Annotated in this window: 19 protein-coding genes; 8 read left to right on the top strand and 11 right to left on the bottom strand. The window is 67.2% G+C overall.

All coding sequences use genetic code 11. From position 1 onward, the window contains the following. Nucleotides 1–3: 3 nt before the first annotated feature. From ACP694_RS00880 to nadA, 6 genes are all read right to left on the bottom strand, one after another. Nucleotides 4–486 (bottom strand): hypothetical protein, encoded by a 483-nt coding sequence (locus tag ACP694_RS00880; protein ID WP_426009670.1) that lies wholly within the window; start codon nucleotides 484–486, stop codon nucleotides 4–6. After that, nucleotides 483–1076, bottom strand: coding sequence for a response regulator (locus tag ACP694_RS00875; protein WP_426009667.1), 594 nt, complete (start codon nucleotides 1074–1076; stop codon nucleotides 483–485). The genes ACP694_RS00880 and ACP694_RS00875 overlap by 4 nt, the downstream gene beginning before the upstream one ends. Nucleotides 1077–1260: 184 nt before the next feature. Beyond that, complete coding sequence (nadC, locus tag ACP694_RS00870) at nucleotides 1261–2112, bottom strand: carboxylating nicotinate-nucleotide diphosphorylase (protein ID WP_426009664.1); 852 nt, start codon at nucleotides 2110–2112, stop codon at nucleotides 1261–1263. After that, nucleotides 2109–2705, bottom strand: coding sequence for a Uma2 family endonuclease (locus ACP694_RS00865; protein WP_426009661.1), 597 nt, complete (start codon nucleotides 2703–2705; stop codon nucleotides 2109–2111). The genes nadC and ACP694_RS00865 overlap by 4 nt, the downstream gene beginning before the upstream one ends. Nucleotides 2706–2734: 29 nt before the next feature. Next, nucleotides 2735–4255, bottom strand: coding sequence for an L-aspartate oxidase (locus ACP694_RS00860; RefSeq protein ID WP_426009658.1), 1521 nt, complete (start codon nucleotides 4253–4255; stop codon nucleotides 2735–2737). 144 nt (nucleotides 4256–4399) lie between these two features. Then, nucleotides 4400–5485 (bottom strand): quinolinate synthase NadA, encoded by a 1086-nt coding sequence (nadA, locus tag ACP694_RS00855; RefSeq protein WP_426009655.1) that lies wholly within the window; start codon nucleotides 5483–5485, stop codon nucleotides 4400–4402. Nucleotides 5486–6052: 567 nt separating this feature from the next. On the opposite strand from nadA, the gene ACP694_RS00850 reads away from it, so the two are divergent. Then, nucleotides 6053–6268, top strand: a complete 216-nt coding sequence (locus ACP694_RS00850) for a hypothetical protein (protein WP_426009653.1) — start codon at nucleotides 6053–6055, stop codon at nucleotides 6266–6268. A 43-nt stretch (nucleotides 6269–6311) separates the two neighbouring features. On the opposite strand, the gene ACP694_RS00845 is transcribed toward ACP694_RS00850, so the two are convergent. Next, nucleotides 6312–8642 (bottom strand): PAS domain-containing protein, encoded by a 2331-nt coding sequence (locus ACP694_RS00845; protein ID WP_426009650.1) that lies wholly within the window; start codon nucleotides 8640–8642, stop codon nucleotides 6312–6314. A gap of 150 nt (nucleotides 8643–8792) precedes the next feature. On the opposite strand from ACP694_RS00845, the gene ACP694_RS00840 reads away from it, so the two are divergent. Then, entirely contained in the window at nucleotides 8793–9272 is a 480-nt protein-coding gene (locus ACP694_RS00840; protein WP_426009647.1) for a Dps family protein, read from the top strand. 190 nt (nucleotides 9273–9462) lie between these two features. After that, nucleotides 9463–10524, top strand: a complete 1062-nt coding sequence (locus ACP694_RS00835) for a cell wall hydrolase (RefSeq protein ID WP_426009644.1) — start codon at nucleotides 9463–9465, stop codon at nucleotides 10522–10524. A 424-nt stretch (nucleotides 10525–10948) separates the two neighbouring features. Here the strand turns inward: ACP694_RS00835 and ACP694_RS00830 are convergent, their stop codons facing one another. From ACP694_RS00830 to ACP694_RS00820, 3 genes are all read right to left on the bottom strand, one after another. Next, nucleotides 10949–12007 (bottom strand): efflux transporter outer membrane subunit, encoded by a 1059-nt coding sequence (locus ACP694_RS00830; protein WP_426009641.1) that lies wholly within the window; start codon nucleotides 12005–12007, stop codon nucleotides 10949–10951. A gap of 491 nt (nucleotides 12008–12498) precedes the next feature. Further along, a complete protein-coding gene (locus ACP694_RS00825; protein WP_426011258.1) occupies nucleotides 12499–12939 on the bottom strand; it encodes a DUF4345 family protein in 441 nt (146 codons plus the stop codon). Between the two features lie 103 nt (nucleotides 12940–13042). After that, nucleotides 13043–13429, bottom strand: a complete 387-nt coding sequence (locus ACP694_RS00820) for a protease inhibitor I42 family protein (RefSeq protein WP_426009638.1) — start codon at nucleotides 13427–13429, stop codon at nucleotides 13043–13045. Nucleotides 13430–13637: 208 nt separating this feature from the next. On the opposite strand from ACP694_RS00820, the gene groES reads away from it, so the two are divergent. Together groES and groL are read left to right on the top strand one after the other, a co-directional pair. Further along, on the top strand, nucleotides 13638–13928 hold the full coding sequence (gene groES / locus ACP694_RS00815) for a co-chaperone GroES (RefSeq protein WP_007665932.1): 291 nt from the start codon (nucleotides 13638–13640) through the stop codon (nucleotides 13926–13928). 60 nt (nucleotides 13929–13988) lie between these two features. Next, nucleotides 13989–15632, top strand: coding sequence for a chaperonin GroEL (gene groL, locus ACP694_RS00810; protein ID WP_426009635.1), 1644 nt, complete (start codon nucleotides 13989–13991; stop codon nucleotides 15630–15632). Nucleotides 15633–15810: 178 nt separating this feature from the next. On the opposite strand, the gene ACP694_RS00805 is transcribed toward groL, so the two are convergent. Next, nucleotides 15811–16176 carry a hypothetical protein gene (locus ACP694_RS00805; protein WP_426009632.1) on the bottom strand — a complete coding sequence of 122 codons (366 nt, stop codon included), beginning with the start codon at nucleotides 16174–16176 and terminating at the stop codon, nucleotides 15811–15813. A 528-nt stretch (nucleotides 16177–16704) separates the two neighbouring features. Between ACP694_RS00805 and ACP694_RS00800 the strand changes: the two genes are divergently transcribed. The 3 genes from ACP694_RS00800 (at nucleotide 16705) to ACP694_RS00790 (ending at nucleotide 18440) form a co-directional block, all read left to right on the top strand. Further along, entirely contained in the window at nucleotides 16705–16833 is a 129-nt protein-coding gene (locus tag ACP694_RS00800) for a hypothetical protein (RefSeq protein ID WP_426009630.1), read from the top strand. A 51-nt stretch (nucleotides 16834–16884) separates the two neighbouring features. Beyond that, on the top strand, nucleotides 16885–17199 hold the full coding sequence (locus ACP694_RS00795; protein WP_426009627.1) for a hypothetical protein: 315 nt from the start codon (nucleotides 16885–16887) through the stop codon (nucleotides 17197–17199). A gap of 74 nt (nucleotides 17200–17273) precedes the next feature. Further along, complete coding sequence (locus ACP694_RS00790) at nucleotides 17274–18440, top strand: DUF3089 domain-containing protein (RefSeq protein WP_426009625.1); 1167 nt, start codon at nucleotides 17274–17276, stop codon at nucleotides 18438–18440. The last annotated feature ends 3 nt before the right edge of the window (nucleotides 18441–18443 follow it).

Below are 18443 nucleotides of genomic sequence, written 5' to 3'. Positions count from 1 at the left end.
CCCTTAAGCCGCGGAGTTCTTCTCGGCGGTTTCGCCGCGCTGCTTTTCCAGCACGCTGGCCAGGCCCTGCAGGATGATGTCTTGCATGGCGGAATTGGCGTCGGCGCGGTGCAGCAGCTTGATCGAGGCGACGTGCACCTTGACGCCGGCCTGCACCGTGGGCGTCAGCGCGCCGGCCTCGTCCAGCAGGTCGCACAGCGAGCGGGCGGCGATCTCGACAGCCTCGTTGCGCTCAGCTCCGCACAAGCTGACGATGTCGGCGGCGCGGGCATAGAGCCCCTCGATCCGCGCGGGCCCGTCGGCGCTGGAGGCCAGCATGGCCTCCAGCGCCGCGATGTGGTGGCCGATGCCGACCAAAGACGGCTCGCGCAGGGTTTCCAAGGTGGCGTCGGCGCGTTTCAGCGCTTCGCCAACGTATATGCCGCCCTTTTGCGCCATCAGCTGGCCGAGACGCGGCCGCATGCGGCTCTTTTTGACTTCGCTCATGCCAAGGATCTTTGTGGTTTGATGAGCAGGTCCAACTCGTCCTGGCTCATGTTCTGGCCTGAGCCGTCGCTCAATTCAGTGGACTGATCGTCGCGGCGCCGGCCGTCGGGGAATTCGACCGGCGGGCCAGCGTTGCGCCAGCGGCGGTCGGGGCCGATGTAGGTGTCGCACTCTATGAACATGCGATCGCCTTTGGCGACCCAGAGGATTCGCTCCAGCATCACGGTCGGTGAAATCGGCTTGGTGACGATGAAGTTGGCGCCGCAGTCGCGGGCCTTCTCGACGTGGGCGCGACGGGTGTGGGCGGTGACGATGATGGCGGGGGTCATGCGGTTGGCTTCGTCGGACTCGCGGCGCAGCCAGCGGATCAGGTCGTAGCCGTCCATCTCCGGCAGCAGGGCGTTGGTCAGGATCAGATCGACCTGATGATATTTCAGCTCGTTCTGGGCTTCCTGGGCGGTGGTTTTGCGCACGACATTGCGCAGGCCAAAGCTCATCAGCACCCCGACCAGGATGTCGAGCGACTGCGGATTGTCATCAACAATCAGCGCCCGAGCCTTGTCCAGATTGATGTGCTGACTTGGTTGCAACCCAGAGCGCCCCGGTCATCCCGACGAACTGCTGGGACCGTTACTCAATGCGCCCATACGGTTAAGAAACCGCTGTCGCCACGCTGATGGGGCGGATTGTCGCGGAGCAGCTTCACCAGGCTCGCCATGCCCTCGTTCCGCTCCTCCAGGCATTCGCCGGGATGAGCGGCAAGAGGAGTGGGTCTCACACGGCGTCCAGGCCAATATCCATCACCAGGGCCGAGTGGGTCAGGGCGCCGACGCTGATCACGTCCACGCCGGCCTCGGCGATGGCCCGGACGGTGGTCAGGTTGACGCCGCCGGAGGCTTCCAGCACTGCACGGCCCTTGGCCAGGGCGACGGCGGTCTTCAGGTCTTCGAGGCTGAAATTGTCGAGCATGACCACGTCGGGGCGGTGCTTCAGCGCGTCTTCCAACTGGTCAAGTCCATCCACCTCGACCTCGACCTTGACCAGGTGGCCGGCGAAGGCGCGGGCCCGGCGGACGGCCTCGCCCACGCCGCCGCAGGCCGCGACGTGGTTGTCCTTGATCAGGATCGCGTCATCCAGGCCAAAGCGGTGGTTGACGCCGCCGCCGCAGCGCACGGCGTATTTCTCCAGGGCCCGCAGGCCGGGCGTGGTCTTGCGGGTGTCGACGATGACGGCGCCCGTGCCCTCGACCAGGCGCACATAGGCCCGCGTCAGGGTGGCGATGCCCGACAGCTTGCCCAGCAAATTCAGCCCTGTGCGCTCGGCGGCCAGCACCGCGCGGGCGTTGCCCTCGGCCCGGGCCAGGACGGCGCCGGGCGCGGCGTCGGCGCCGTCCTGCGTCAAGACCTCGAACGACGCGGTCGAATCCAGGGCGGCCAGGGACAGGCGTGCGCAGGACAGGCCGGCGATCCGGCCCTCCTGCCGCGCGGCCCACACCACCGACAGCCGAGCGTCGGCGTCGATACAGGCCTGGGCGGTGATGTCGCCGGCCCGGCCAAGGTCCTCGGCAAGGGCCAGGTCGATGATGGGGCGGATCAGCAGGTCGGGGAGGGGGGACGGAACGCTCAAAACAACTCCGACAGCGCGATGCTGATCTGCGGGGCGAACAGGGGCGAGACGGTTGCGGCGTTGCCTTCAAAAACGGCAGTCGAAGCCCAGGTCCCGTCGGCTTGCGGTTCGCGGCAGACGCTGACCTTGCGAGCGTTGGGCTCGACCACCCAGTATTCCGGCACGCCGGCCCGCGCGTAGAGGCGGCTCTTGACCGTCAGGTCGTTGCCGCGTGTCGAGATCGAAATCTCCACCACTAAGACGGCTTGCTCGGCCTGGGCGTATTTTTCGCCCTCGGCCCTTCGCATGACAAAGACGTCTGGCAGCGGTGCGCTGCGTTGGCCAATCTGCAAGGTCGCGTTGACGATGACCTTCAAGGCTGGTCGGGGCGAGAGCGCGCGCAAGGCGCTTTCGATCGCGAATACGACGTCGGCGTTGGCGCCGCCATGATCGGTCGAAGCGGGCGCCATCTGGATGATCTTCCCTTCGATCAGTTCGACGCGCCCCTGGACGCCGGAGAACACGCCCGCCTGGTCCATCAGTTCAAACTGATCGAAGTCGAACAGGAACTCGCTGTCGCCGCGCTCTTCGAAACCCGCATCCGTCGCCGTCATGGCAGAGCCTCCGTTCCTGAAACGTACTCCTATTCCGCCGCGTATCGCAAGCCGGCGGCGGCGCTGTCCAGGGTGATGAAAGTGCGCTCGGCCAAGGTTGCGGCGGGGAAATCGCGGCGGAAATGGCCGCCTCGGCTTTCCTCGCGGGCCAGGGCGGCGCGAGCGATCAGGCCGGCGGCGACCAGGGTTGGGGCCAGGCCGTGCGCCGTTTGCGAGGCGTCGATCACGGTCACGAGGCGGGAAAGGCCCTCGGCGTCGCGGATCACGCCGGCGTCGCGGCTCATCGCCCGGCGCAGGATCTGGAGAGCGGCGTCGGGCAGGTCGGGCGTGGGCTCGGCCGGCAGAGGTTCGCCGCCCATCGCCAGGTCGCGCGCCACGCGCCCGGCCCGGGCGCCGAACACGGCCGCCTCCAGCAGGCTGTTGGAGGCCAGGCGGTTGGCGCCGTGCACGCCCGTGCTGGCGCACTCGCCGGCCGCCAGCAGGCCCGGCAGGCTGGCGCGGCCGTCGAGGTCCGTCGCCACGCCGCCCATGTGATAGTGCACCGCCGGGGTCACCGGGATCGGCTGGATGCGCGGGTCGATCCCCGCGCTCATGCAGGCGGCGAACACGGCCGGGAACTCCTGCGGGAAGTGGGCGCCCACCGCCGTGGTGGCGTCCAGGAGAGCGCCGCGTCCGGCCGAGCGCTCGGCGTGGATGGCGCGGGCCACCACGTCGCGCGGCGCCAGCTCGCGAGCCGTGTGATAGTCGGCCATGAAGGCGCGGCCATCCGTATTGCGCAGGATGGCCCCTTCGCCGCGCAGGGCCTCGGTGGCCAGGGGCGCGGGGTCGCGGCCGATGTCGATGGCCGTGGGATGGAACTGCACGAACTCCGGATCGGCGATTTCTGCCCCGGCCAAGGCGGCCAGGCCCAGGCCCTCGCCGCGCACTTCGGCCGGGGTGGTTGTGACCGCGTAGAGGCCGCCGACCCCGCCGGTCGCCAGGATGACGCTGGCGGCGTGGATCTCGACAAGCTCGCCGCCGACTTCGGCCAACACGCCGACCACGCGACCGGTCGCGTCCTGGAGCAACCGGCGGGCGCGAGCGTTCTCACGGACCTCGATGGAGGGCGCGGCGCGGACAGCGGCGATGACGGCCGCCATGATCGCCGCGCCGGCCCCGTCGCCGCCGACCCGGGCAACCCGGGCCTTGGCGTGAGCGGCTTCCAGGCTGAGCACGAAGTCGCCATTGGCTTGCCGGTCGAACGGGGCTCCGAGGGCGGCGAGGGCGCGAACCGCGTCCGGGCCTTCGGTGGTCAATAGCGCGACGGCCGCCGGATCGCATAGACCCGCGCCGGCCGCCATGGTGTCTGCGGCATGCAGGGCGGGAGCGTCCTCGTCCGACAGGGCCGCAGCCATGCCGCCCTGCGCCCAGGCGCTGGAGCAGCCGGTCGCCAGCGGCGTCGGCGACAGCACGAGCGCCCGGCGCGGCGCGGCCGCAAGGGCGGCTGTGAGACCCGCCAGGCCCGCCCCGAGGATCACGGGGCCATCGAAGGTAATGCGGTGCTCAATCATCTCAAGCTCACTCCGAAGCCCCTCCCCCTTGCGGGGAGGGATTGGGGTGGGGGTGTCGGCGCTGATTTGGACGTCTGCGCCGACACCCCCCATCCGACCGCTTCGCGGCCACCTTCCCCCGCAAGGGGCGAAGGGAAGGGTTTTCTAGATCATCTCCACATCCACATGATGCTTGGCCTTCACCAGGTCATACCGCGCCGGAACCAGCGGCGGCGGCAGGTCGATCATCCGCTGCACGGCCAGGCGGGCGCGGACGGCGATGGCCGGATCGACGGTCACTTCGTAGCGGTCGTGGACCAGCGCGTCGTGGATGTTCTGGAGGCTAATCCGCTTCATGTGCGGACACAGGTTGCAGGGGCCGATGAACTGGGTGCCGGGCGACTCCGCCTGGACGTTGGAGGCCATCGAGCACTCGGTGATCAGCACCACCTGCCTGGGCTTGCGCACAGCGACATAGTCGTTCATCGCCGCCGTCGAGCCGGCGAAATCGACGGCTTCCAGGATCTCGGTCGGGCATTCGGGGTGAGCCAGGATCTCGGCCCCCGGATAAGCTGCGCGCATGTCGGCGATGTCCTGGGCGTTGAAGCGCTCGTGCACCTCGCAGCGGCCGGCCCAGGCGATGATCTTCACCGAGGTCTGGCGCGCCACGTTGCGGGCCAGGAACTCGTCGGGGATCAGGATCACCTTGTCGACGCCCCATTCGCGGGCCGCCCACTCCACCACCTGCACGGCGTTGGCGCTGGTGCAGCAGATGTCGGTCTCGGCCTTCACGTCGGCGGTGGTGTTGACATAGGTGACGACTGGGACGCCCGGATGACGCGCCTTGATCAGCCGAACATCGGCGCCCGTGATCGAGGAGGCCAGAGAGCAGCCGGCCCGCAGGTCGGGGATCAGCACGCGCTTGTCGGGCGCCAGCACCTTGCTGGTCTCGGCCATGAAGTGGACGCCGGCCTGGACGATGACGGCCGCGTCGCACTGGGCGGCCTCGCGGGCCAGGGCCAGGCTGTCGCCGACGAAGTCGCCCACGCCGTGGAAGATCTCTGGCGTCATGTAGTTATGGGCCAGGATGACGGCGTTTTTCTCGCGCTTCAACCGGTTGATCTCGCTGATCAAGGGCGCGTGAATCTGCCATTCCAGCGGCGTGACATGGTGCTTGACCTTGTTCCATGCGGCGGCGGTTTCGGCTTCGACATCGGCATTGAAAGCGAGGGGCGCAAAACCGTCGGCCATCTGATCCTCTCTTATGCTCAAACTGAGCATTTCCAGGGTCTCAAAAAACGCCGGAGGACGGAGAGCCCATCGGCGTCACGGCTTTTGCTGAAATTGAGCAAAACCCACGGATCAGATATAGACCTTCCGTCGCCGATTGCAAATCGTCCTGTAAGATTCGCCCGACCGCCCTGCCGGTGATGCGTTGTGACCGTCTCTGACTTTCAGGCGGTTTCGAGCCGAGCAACACCAGGCGACAGTCGTTCGACCGAGGATCCTAGGGCGGCGTCTACAGCGGCCCTATGGGCGGTTCACGGGTGGGCGCGGCGCGCGGCGGTGGCCGACGCCAGCGCAGAGCTGCGGCGAACCCGTTGGAGCCGTGTCGAGGGCATCGCGGGCGCTCGACCGCCCTTTCGAACCCCCAAGGCCCGCGACGGGGTGGCCTGGACGGGCTGGCCAGGATAACACCCGTACATGGCACGAACCAAGCAAAGCCCTGACCTTGAGATCGAAGTTGGCGGACAGCCTTTTGTCTGGCGACTTCACCGCCTGCCCGGATGGTCCAGCGACACCGCGTCACGGCATGGCATGGCGATCGCCGCACGTCACAAGGAAGGGCAGCGCGAAGCCGTGATGGAGTTTCCGCCTGGCCCCGAGCCTCGGTACGGGGCGCCCGTTCTCAAGGCCTCTCAAATCGCTCCGGACCTCGTTGCGAAGGCCATCGCATCCGCCATCGAGGCGGGGTGGGACCCGCTTTCTCGAGGCAAGACGGTGGCTATCGTCGTGGACGCCACCGGCGCCTGATGCGCGCCGGGCAAGCCGGCGAACGGCTGACCTGGGCTGACCCTCACCCCACCGCCTGGTTCGGTGGGCGCCTGTCCCAGGCGTCGGCCATGGCCCGGGCGAGGGCGTCGAGGGCATAGGGCTTGCGTAGCAGGGGCCAGGAAGTCTCGTGGGCGCGGACCAATTCCTGGCCGGCATAGCCCGAACTGAGCAGGATCGGCAGATCCGGACGCTCGTGCGACAGGGCGATGGCCAGATCGACCCCGCTCTTGCCCCCAGGCATCATCACGTCGGTGATCACCAGGGCCAGGGTGGGATCGGCGCGCGTGATGGCCAGGGCCTGATCGGCGCTGGCCGCCCGGCTGACCATGTGGCCCAGCTCGTCGAGCATGGCCTCGATCAGGTCGCCGACCTCGACGTCGTCCTCGACCAGCAGCACATGGGCGGTGGCGCGGGTGGCCGGCGGCGCCACGCTCAGGACCTCAACGCTCGAGAAGGCCTCGCGCACCGGCAGCGTCATGGCCACGGTCGTACCTTCGCCGACAGTGGAGTCGATCGTCACCTCGCCGCCGCTCTGCCGGGCGAAGCCATAGACCTGCGACAGGCCCAGCCCCGTGCCCTTGCCGACCGGCTTGGTAGTGTAGAACGGCTCGAAGGCCCGCTCCATGGTTTTGGCGTCCATGCCGGCTCCGGTGTCGCGCACGGCGACGCGCAGATAGCGGCCGGCCGGCAGCTCACCCCGGGGCTCGGCCAGGTCCACCGCTTCGGACAGGATGGTGATTGCGCCGCCAGGCGGTGTGGCGTCGCGGGCGTTGACCACCATGTTCAGCAGGGCGGCCTCGAACTGGCCGGAATCGGTCAGGGTCGTGCGCTCGCCCGCCTGAAGGTCGAGGCTGAGCGTCAGGCCCTCGCCGATGGCGCGGCGCAGCAGGCTCTCGCTATCGACGATCATCGCGTCGATGCGGCAGATTTCGGGATGTAACGGCTGGCGGCGAGCGAAGGCGAGCAGATGCTGGGTCAGCTTTTCGCCGCGCCGCGCTGCGGCCTGGGCGGCGCTCACCATCCGCTCACGCCGCGTTTCATCTTGCGGATTGCGCTGCAGCACGTCCAGCGCGCCGATGATCACCGTCAGCAGGTTGTTGAAGTCATGAGCCACCCCGCCGGTCAGCTGGCCGATGGCCTCCAGCTTCTGGGATTGGGTCAGGGCGGCCTGGGCGACATCGCGCTCGGACAGGGCTTCCTGCACGCGGTCGGCCAGCAGCTCATTGAGGTTGGTCAGCTTGGCCTCGGCCTCCTTGGTGTCCGTGAAGTCGAAGGCGATGCCGATGAAGCCGTTGAACACCTGGCCTGGCCCGTGGCGCGGCTGGGAGAACGATTTCAGCCAGCGCATCTCGCCGTCGAACCGCCGGTAGCGACCCTCCAGGCTGAAGGGCTTGCGCGACGCCTCGCCGGAAATCTGGGCCTTGAGAATGACCTGCAGGTCGTCGGCGTGCAGCCGCGAGCGCCAGTCCAGGATCAAGGCGTCTTCAAAGGTCACTCCGGCGAAGTCCACATAGGCGGCGTTGACAAAGATCCGCACGCCATCCTCGCCGCTGATCCACATCAAGGCCGGGGCGCTGTCGGCCAGGGAGCGGAAACGCGCTTCGCTCTCGCGCAGGCTCTCCTCGGCCTGGCGGCGCGTGGTGACGTCGAAATTGACGCCGAGAACCTTAGTGGCGCGGCCTTCCGCGTCGCGATACACCTCGCCGCGTCCGTGGATCCAGCGCTCGCCGCCGGGCGCGCCGATCAGCCGATATTCGACCTCATAGAGCGGCCCGGTCTTCACGGCTTCGCGGATACGGGCCGCCATCATGACGCGATCGTCGGGATGGACCAAATCCAGCAGGCCGGCCAGGTCGAGCGGACTCGCCGTGGTGACGCCCAGGTTCTTGCGCGCGGCGGGCGACAGCTGCAGCTCGTTGTTCAGCAAGTCCCATTCCCAGGGACCGACGCCGGCTGCGGTCTGTGTCATCTCTAGGCGAAGCTCGGCCTTGATCTGGAGGCGGCGGGCCAGGGCGAGGCTGACGAGGGCGATGCGCAGCCCCTCGGCCACGACGATGGTGATCGCCCCCGAAACCACGAACAGCATCAGGGTGGCGATCTCGCTCTCGTCAAGGCCCTCGCCTTGCCCTCCGCCCCACAGCCACCAGGCAAAAACCGCCCCGGCGACCAGTGGCGCGACGCCCCAACGCCAGCCGGTATAGAGCGTGACCAGAATCATCGCCGGGAAAAAGGCCTGGGTGACGCCGATACTGCCGCTCAGGCCCAGCAAGGCGATGCGCAGCCCCATCGCGACGGCGATGGCGGCCACCGTGGCCAGGGTCGCCCGCCAAAGGGGCGGCGGCGCCTTGGGCACCAACCACGCGCTCAGCACATCAGGCGAAAAGCGCCCTTGCTGCGTTGCGAGTGGTTCTTGTGACTTCATGGGGCCCTGGCGCACGTACGTCTTGCCAAGAGCATGGACACGCTTACCTAAGACACGCAACACGCAACACGGGAGATGACGATGGCTGCGAACCTGAACACCGGCTTCACGACGAAACAACGCAGCGACATTGTCGCCGGCCTGAACAAGGTCCTGGCTGACAGCTATGCTTTGTATCTCAAGACCCACGGCTATCACTGGAACGTGCGCGGCCCCAATTTCCAGGCGCTGCACGTGCTGCTCGAAGGCCAATACACCGAGGAATGGACGGCGCTTGACGCGATCGCCGAGCGCATTCGCGCGCTGGGCGAACTGGCCCCCATGGGCTACGGCGCGTTCGGAAACCTCTCGAGCATCAAGGATGGCGACGCCGAGAAGGAGTGGGAAGGCATGTTCAAGGAACTCCAGGCCGACAACGAGACCGTGATCGCCACCCTGCGCGACGCTTTCGGAGCGGCCGAGGAAGCTGGCGACGAGGCCACCGCCGATCTCTATACCCAGCGCCTGGCCGCCCACGAAAAGCATGCCTGGATGATCCGCTCCACGCTGGGCGGGAAATAGTCTGCCAAGCTCTAGTCAAACCCATGCCGTCAAGGCCGCCGCGGCGCTCGTCGCCTCCGGCGGCCTTTCCGCGTGCGCGACAACCTATTATCTCCCGGCCGGATCCGGCCGGCCCAAGGCCATCGTCACCATCGCCGGCTCTCTGTCCGACGCCGGCCTGGCCCGCTACACCGCCAATATGGATCTGGCGATGCTGGCCTTGGCCCGGCGGCACGACCCGCAGCCGCACAAGAACTATTGGGGCCGCGTCGCGGGCTGGGAGAAGCTGGATATCCACCTGATCCCCCGCCTGGGCGACCGCGATGCGGATTTCGAGGAAGCCCGGCTGATCAACAGCTTCAAGCAGGCGTCGCCCCTGACGATGGAGGCGGCCAGGCCCTTCAAGATCAGCGGGCCGCCGCTGGAGCGGGACAAGGCCCTGCGTTGCCTGACCCAGGCGGTCTATTTCGAGGCCGGGTTCGAGCCGGTGGACGGTCAGCAGGCCGTGGCCCAGACCGTGCTCAACCGGATGCGCCATCCGGGCTATCCCAAGTCGGTCTGCGGCGTGGTCTACGAGGGCGCGGCGCGGGGCACGGGCTGCCAGTTCAGCTTCACCTGCGACGGCTCGCTGGAGCGGGCGATCAGCCCGACCGTGTGGGACAACGCCCAGATCATCGCCAAGCGGGCCCTGGCGGGCTTCGTGATGAAGGGCGTCGGCACCGCCACCCACTACCACGCCAACTACGTCTATCCGTATTGGGCGCCGACCCTGGTCAAACTGCGCACCGTGGGCGCTCATATCTTCTACCGCTGGACCGGACCGTCGGGCCAGGTGACGGCGTTCCGCAGCAAGTATTCGGCTCATGAGGACGTTTCGGCCGAGATCATGATGGGCGCCGATCCGCGCACCCTGGAGGCCGCGCCGCCTGAGATTCTGGCGCAGGAACAGGCCGAAACCCGGGCGGCGACGTTCGCCGCCGCCCAGGCCTCCGGCGCCGCGCCAATGCCGTCCGGCGACCCGGCCACGATCGTTGGTCATGATGGCGTGGTCGAAACCCTCGCGCCCCTGGCGGGCGATCCGGCCATGGCCATGCGCGGCGGTCGCCGCGTGCCGACCGCCGAAGAGGTGGCCAAGATCAACAAGTCACTCGAAGGCCTGTCGGAGTCCGCCGCCGAACCCGCCAAGCCGGCCGAACCTCCGCCGCCTCCGCCGCCTAAGAAAAAGCCCAGCTATTTTGGCTCGGACAAACCCAGGCCGGACCTGCCGATGTAGTCCCTGTTCCCGTCGTCACCCGCAGGGGGTGTCAGCGAGAGCCAAGGAAAGAATATGACCTCGACGCTAAGCAAGGATCAATCCCAGCTGCCCTGACCTACCCGTCACGCCTGGCCGGCGGATGGTGAAACAAGTTGGCGGGCAGTTCGCTCACCGACTTGAGACCGGCGATCGGCATGAATCGGCGCCAAGGACGGCGACGGGACGCAGGGTCCAGGCGTCTTGCAGGGGGAGCGAGGCGGGCATGGCGGGCCAGCCTAGGCGCGAGGTGTGGACGGGCCATCGGGCAAAACCCACCGTGCGCGAGGGGTTTTCACCGGGTGAGGCGAAGGTTCAAGCTCGACAAGCTCGACAAGCTCGGAGCCGTTCAGCAAGGTTCAGCCTCAGGGCGTGCAGTGGAGAGCGGCTGGGTCCCGCCTCGCCCTTAAGTCGCCGCTTTCCACCCTCCGCCCAGGGCTTGGATCAGGGTCACAGCCGTGGTCTGGCGCTGGACGGCCGCAGTCAGCAGCGCGCGCCGGGCCGAGAGGGCCGAAGCTTTGGCCTGGACGACGTCGGTATAGGCGACCTGGCCGGCCTTGTACTGGTTGAGGATCATCTGCTCGGCCTGGTCGGCGGCGCTGGAGCTGGTCTGCAGCAGAGCGTAGCGGCGCGCGAGTACGCGGGTGTCGGTGAGCTGGTTCTCGACATCCTCGAAGGCGGTCAGCACGGTCTGGCGATAGTCGGCGACCGAGGCGTCGTAAGCGACGCGAGCCTGCTCAACCCGAGCCTTGCGGGCCCCGGCGTCGAACAGGGTCTGGGCGGCGGAGAGGCCCAGCGACCAGGTGTTGGCCGAGGCGCTGAACAGGTTCCCCAGGCTTGAACTGCTGGAATTGCCCGAGCCCGAAAGGTTCAGGGTTGGGAAGAAGGCGGCGCGGGCCACGCCGATGTCGGCGTTGGCGGCGGCCACCCTGCGCTCGGCGCCGGCGATGTCGGGGCGACGTTCCAGTAGCTCGGAGGGCACGCCGGTTGGGACGTCGGTCAGATGCGTGGTCCAGGCGGGATCGGCGGCCAGCTTGAAGGCGCTGGCCGGTTCGCCGACCAGGGTGGCGATGGCGTTTTCGTAGGTGGCGCGGTTCTGAGTTAGGCTTTCCAGATCAGCCTGGGCGTTGGCCAGCTGGGTCTGGGCCTGTAGCACGTCGGACTTGGGCGCGATGCCGGCGGCGTAGCGGTTCTGGGTGATGGTCAGGCCGCGCTGGGAGCCCTCGACCGTGCGATGCACCAAGGCGATCTCGGCGTCGGCCTGGCGCAGGCCCAGATAGTTCACCGCCAGCTCGCCCTGCATCGACAGCCGCGCGCCGGCCAGGTCGGCGGCGCTGGCCTGCTCGCTGGCACGGGCGCCGGTGACGCCGTTGCGGATGCGACCCCAGAGGTCGGGCTCCCAGCCCGCGCCGAGGCCGACTTGGTAGCGCGTACCGCTGGACGAACCATTCGTCGCCGAGCCCAAGCCGCCCCCGCCGCTCCGCCCGACAGGTCGATGGTCGGGAACAGGCTGGCGCGCTGCTCGCGGACGATGGCGCGGGCCTGGCGGTAGCTGGGCTCGGCGGCGGCGATCGTCTGGTTCGAGACATTGACCCGGGCGATCAGCATGCCGAGTTGCGGATCGCCCAGCAGGGTCCACCAGTCGCCGCGATCGGCCAGGTCGCCCGGCGTGGCGACCTTCCAGCCATCCAGCGCCTTGAAACCCCCGGGCAGAGGCGTGGCGGTGGCCAGGCCCGGCGTTTGATAGGCCGGGCCGACCGTGCAGGCCGACAGCAGCGCCAGGGCGGAAACGGCCAGGAGGGTGCGGGGAAACATCAGGCGGGCTCCGGATCGGACGGCCTGTGGGCCAGATGGCGCTCGTCGCGCTTCCGGGACCTACGTCGATCGGGGACATGACCAAGGGCATGTCCCCGCGCCTAAGCCGCCTCGATGTCCGGCAGGGCCGGCCGAACCGCTTTAGACCAGTTTCCCGCCCATGATCACCAGCCGCCCTGGATTGAAGAACGGCAGGCTCAGGGTCACGGCGATCATCACCTCGAAGGCCAGGCTGCCGAAATTGACGCGGGTGCGGGCCCGGTCGACCAGGGCCGAGACGGCCCGGCCGAGCGCGGCGCCGAACCAGGCCATGGCCAGGGCGAAGGCCATGGCCGCGCCGACGCTGGGCTGGTAGCCGAGGAAGAGCGCCGTCGTGGCGTGCGACAGGATCAGCAGGCCGCCGAACGCCCGGCCCTGGGTCAGGGCGTCGACCGACGGAGCCGCGCCCTCGGCCAGGTCGAGACTGGCCCATCCCGCCAAGCCTCGCGCGGCGCCAGGGCGGGTCAGGGTCAGCCCTCCCAGCACGCCGCCGATCACGCAGGCGATCACCGCCAGGACCAGCGAAAGACCGTAACTCGACATCATGACTCCAAGTCCGTCACGCGGGCGCCCGGCAGGCTGCCTCGCGGTTTGAACGCCGTCGAGCGCGCGAAGTCGCTGATCTCTAAGGCGATGTGATCGATCATCAGCGCACCTTGATGTGGAACACGACCTTGCGGTCGCTCGGGCTGTCTGGCCGCCACGGCTGCTTGAGGGTGAAGGCCAGGTCGGCCTTGCCCATGCCCACCGCCTGGTAGCGGTAGATCGTCTGGACCGGCGCGCCGGGCATCTTGGCGTCGGTGATCTGGCTGGAGCCGCCGCCGAGGATCAGGATCGGCGCCTCCTCATCCAGCCGCCAGGCGTAGCCCGTGCCGGAATTCAGCGGCAGGGCGATCTCCAGCCCCTGGCCGCGCGCCAGGGTGATCGCGCCCGCATCGGCGTCGGTGACCGTGCGTACGGGCGGCGGCGGGGCGCTGGCGCAACCGGCGACGAGGAGGGCGGTGGCCAGGGCCAGGGCGGGAAGCGTCTTCATGGCGTCTTTTTCTGTCCCTATGATCTTTCATCGAACCGGCTTTGGCGCGCTTTGCCCACAGCTAATCGGCGGCCCTCGTCCTTGACTTGCGCCACCCCCAGCCTTAACTCCTGCCCGGCGTTGGCACTCGGTGGGAGTGACTGCTAACAGCACCGCTCCCCGCCTGCCTTCGAACCGTAATTCTAACCGTCCCGACGGAGAAGACCCTATGAAGTTTCGTCCTCTTGGCGACCGCGTCCTCGTGAAGCGAGTCGAAGAAGAAACCAAAACCAAGGGCGGGATCATCATCCCCGACACCGCCAAGGAAAAGCCGCAAGAAGGCGAAGTCGTCGCTGTCGGCCCCGGCGCCCGCAATGACAAGGGCGACGTCGTCGCTCTCGACCTGAAGGCCGGCGACAAGATCCTGTTCGGCAAGTGGTCGGGCAGCGAAGTGAAGGTCGACGGTGAAGACCTGCTGATCATGAAGGAAAGCGACGTCCTGGGCGTGATCGAGGCCTAACGGCTTCTCTCGTTCGAACCGCTCTCCACTCCAGTTTCTCATTTAGAAGGGCTCATACACATGGCCGCTAAAGACGTTTATTTCTCCTCGGACGCTCGCGACAAGATGCTGCGCGGCGTCAACATCCTCGCCAATGCGGTGAAGGTGACCCTCGGCCCCAAGGGCCGCAATGTCGTGATCGAAAAGTCCTTCGGCGCCCCGCGCTCGACCAAGGACGGCGTCTCGGTCGCCAAGGAAATCGAACTGGCTGACCGCTTCGAGAACCTCGGCGCGCAGATGATCCGCGAAGTCGCTTCGAAGACCAATGACAAGGCCGGCGACGGCACCACCACCGCGACCGTCCTGGCCCAGGCCATCGTGCAGGAAGGCCTCAAGTCGGTCGCCGCCGGCATGAACCCGATGGACCTGAAGCGCGGCATCGACAAGGCCGTCGCCATCGTCGTCGCCGACATCAAGGCGTCGTCGAAGAAGGTCACGACCAACACCGAAATCGCTCAGGTCGGCACCATCTCGGCCAATGGCGACAAGGACGTCGGCGAGATGATCGCCAAGGCCATGGACAAGGTCGGCAACGAAGGCGTCATCACCGTCGAGGAAGCCAAGACCGCCGAGACCGAACTCGACGTCGTCGAGGGCATGCAGTTCGACCGCGGCTATCTGTCGCCCTACTTCATCACCAACGCCGACAAGATGGAAGTTCAGCTCGAAGAGCCGCTCATCCTGCTGTTCGAAAAGAAGCTCTCGTCGCTGCAGCCGCTGCTGCCGGTGCTGGAAGCCGTCGTCCAGTCGGGCCGTCCCTTGGTGATCATCGCCGAAGACGTCGAGGGCGAAGCCCTGGCCACCCTGGTGGTCAACAAGCTGCGGGGCGGCCTGCGCGTCGCCGCCGTCAAGGCCCCGGGCTTTGGTGATCGTCGCAAGGCGATGCTGGAAGACCTGGCCATCCTGACCGGCGCTCAAGTCGTGTCGGAAGACCTGGGCATCAAGCTCGAGAACGTGTCGCTCGACATGCTCGGCAAGGCCAAGAAGGTCACCATCACCAAGGACGACACCACCATCGTGGACGGCGTCGGCGAGAAGACCGCGATCGAAGCGCGCATCACCCAGATCAAGCGCCAGATCGAAGACACCACGTCGGACTACGACAAGGAAAAGCTGCAAGAACGTCTGGCCAAGCTGGCCGGCGGCGTTGCCGTGATCCGCGTCGGCGGCTCGACCGAAGTCGAGGTGAAGGAAAAGAAGGACCGCGTCGACGACGCCCTCAACGCCACCCGCGCGGCCGTTGAAGAAGGCATCGTCCCCGGCGGCGGCGTCGCCCTGCTGAAGGCCTCCAAGGCCCTGGCCGGCCTGACCGGCGAAAACGCCGACCAGACCGCCGGCATCGCGATCATCCGTCGCGCCCTGCAGGCCCCGATCCGCCAGATCGCCGAAAACGCCGGCGTTGAAGGGTCGATCGTGGTCGGCAAGGTTCTGGAAAGCGACTCGCCGACCTTCGGCTTCAACGCCCAGACCGAAATGTATGTCGACCTGATCGTGGACGGCGTCATCGACCCGGCCAAGGTTGTCCGCACCGCTCTGCAGGACGCCGCCTCGGTGGCCGGCCTGCTGATCACCACGGAAGCCGCGATCGTCGAGTCACCCAAGAAGGGCGGCGCCGGCGGCGCTCCCGGCGGCGGCATGGGCGGCATGGGCGACATGGACTTCTAGTCCACGCGCTCAGCTGCTTGCTGAATGTTAAGGAATGGGGCGGGGCCGAAAGGTCCCGCCCTTTTTCTTTTTGGGGTGATGGAGGGGTGCTGGTCGCGGATAGGCCGCGTGTCCTTCGGGTAATCCGACCCTCGCTTTCTAGCTTCTGACTCATTGCGGCCGCTAGGAACGGAGCCAATTATCTTGGGAGAAGCGTACCCTTACGGACCTGTTTCTCACAGTCCCAAGCAAGCATTCCGTTGTCGGTAGACCATTGCGCACTGAGCACTTGGCCATTGGCAACGACCGCCGACACCCAAACATCTCGCCGCTCAACCTTTTTGTTAAGCGTATCGACCAAACCACAAGTGTAATAGCCGTCACGCCCAGCAACCAGTTGATATGGCCATTTGAACGTCACAGAGTTCGGGTCTTTCATTTTGCTCGCGAGCGCCGCATCGGCCATCGCGCTAAATTCCTCCAAATTCGGCTGAGGGCCAATGCTGCCCGACGCGGGTGAAGTAGCGACCAATAAAATAATCGCTGCGGACGCAATCATCGACACGGTCCCTCCTTTTTGTCGGGTTGTAAATATCAGACTCGGACACAGCTTAAGCTGCATCGCGCGTGGCGTAACTAGCATCTACGACCGCAAACCACGCTTCTCCGTGGTTCCAAACGTCCGCTCCCCGGCGAACGCCCGCATCCGCCCCGGATGCGGCCACGCCTTAAAGCCTTGGTGGATCGGAGCTCTGGCGTCTGGCCGAGTCAAGGACGACGCGCTCGCGTCGCCGCGCCGCGGCGGCCCTTCGGGCCGTCCTTGACTCGGCCAGACGCCAGAGCAAGCTCGCCATCAAGGTTTCAAGGCGCGGCCTCGCCGTTGCGGGCGGGTCGGGAAGGGGCTGGGCGTGATAACATTTAACACCGTCATTCCCGCCACAAGGGCGGGAATGACGGTGGAAATAAAAAGGGCGGGCTGCGTCGGAGCCATCTGTTAACAAATGATCACGACGTCGTTAACACGTGCAGCCAAATCGCGGCGAAGCCCGTTGCTAATTCCGTGAACGCACAATGCGTTCGTGGAGAGCTGGCCATGGCGCGACACGAAATACAGGGCTTCCGCGACCGCCGCCGGCCGCGCATGGCCTTCGTGGCGCTCGGCGTCGGCGTCTGGGTGCTGCTGGGCCTGGTCAGCCAGGCGGCGTTCCAGGTTCTGGGCTGATACTTAACGCGCCGCCGTGACGGCGCGAGGAAACCTGCTACATCGGCGCTCATGTTCCGCCAGCGCCCCGACTCCGATCTGCTCGTCGAAGGCTGGGTTGTCGCCGTGATGGTCGAGATCGTCGGCGAGCGCCTGCCGGTCCGGCACTATTTCGCGGTGGGCAAGGCCGATCGCGCCCAGGCCGAGTGGGCCGCCGTGGACTTGGCCATGCAGGCCGGCCCCGTGGCCTCCAGCCCCTCCGGTGGCCGCGAACCGGTCGAGGCCTTGCGCGAGATCGTGGCCTTCAAGATGCGCGAGCTGGGCCTGAAGGCCGGCGAGGCGCGGGCGCTTGGGGACAAGTTCCCACGGCGGTGGTTGCCGGCTTAACGCGTCGCCGCCTCTTCCCTTTCACCGCATCCCAAGCCATCCTCCGCTCCAAACAAGCGTTGGAGGGGGTTGAGATGTCACGCAAGCTTTGGACGGCCTTGGGCCTGATCGCGGGCCTGGGCCTGGGCACGGCGGCCTGCGCCCAGCCGGCGCCCGCTGCGCCGGCGACGCCGAACGACTACACGAAGGAGGACGCCTGGCTGTGCCGGCCCGGCCGCCAGGACGCCTGCGCCGCCGATCAGACGGCCACGGTCATCCAGGCCGATGGCAAGACCAGCGTCGAGACCTTCAACGCTGATCCCAACGCGCCGATCGACTGTTTCTACGTCTATCCGACGGTGTCCAGCGACCCGGGCGGCAACAGCGACATGACGCCGGACCTGCCGGAAAAGGCCGTGGCCGACCAGCAGTTCGCGCGCTTTGGCCAGGTCTGCAAACTCTACGCCCCCAACTACCGCCAGGTGACCATCGCCGCCTTGCGCCGCGTGATGATGGGCCAGGCTTCGACCGGCGACAGCGCCCTGGCCTATAACGACGTCCGCGACGCCTGGAACGACTACCTCGCCCGCGACAACCACGGTCGGGGCGTGGTGCTGATCGGCCATTCCCAGGGTTCGCGCATCCTGCTGTCGCTGATCGCCAAGGAAATTGACGGCAAGCCAGTGCAGAAGCGACTCGTTTCGGCCCTGATCCTGGGCATGAACACGCCCGTGGATCCGGCCAAGGACAGCTATGGCTCGCTGCCGCTGTGCCGCAAGGCCGGCCAGATCGGCTGCCTGATCTCCTATGTGTCGTTCCGCGCCGACAGCCCGCCGCCGGCCGGCAGCAAGTTCTTTGGCAAGGTCGCCGAACCCGGCATGAAGGCCGCCTGCGTCAATCCCGCAGCCCTGGCGGGAGGCTCGGCCGATCTGAAGAGCTATTTCAGCGACCGCACGATCATGGGCACGGCCATGCGCCCGGCCACCGCCTGGGCCAAGGGCCTTGATGCGAAGACGCCCTATGTGGAACTGCCGGGCCTGGTCTCGGCGCAGTGCGTCAGCCAGGGGGGCTTCGACTATCTGGCGGTGACTGTGCATCCGGACAAGGCCGACCCTCGGGCCGACAACATTCCCGGCGACCTGCTGGTGTTGGGCCAGCCGTTGAAGGACTGGGGCCTGCACCTGGTGGACGTCAACCTGACCATGGGCAATCTGGTCGAGGTGGTCGGGGCGCAGGCCAAGGTCTATTCTGCGGTGAAGTAGCGA

This window comes from Caulobacter sp. DWR2-3-1b2 (genome assembly GCF_049896345.1).
GTDB lineage: Bacteria > Pseudomonadota > Alphaproteobacteria > Caulobacterales > Caulobacteraceae > Caulobacter.
This window is presented reverse-complemented; position numbering and strand designations above follow the sequence as displayed.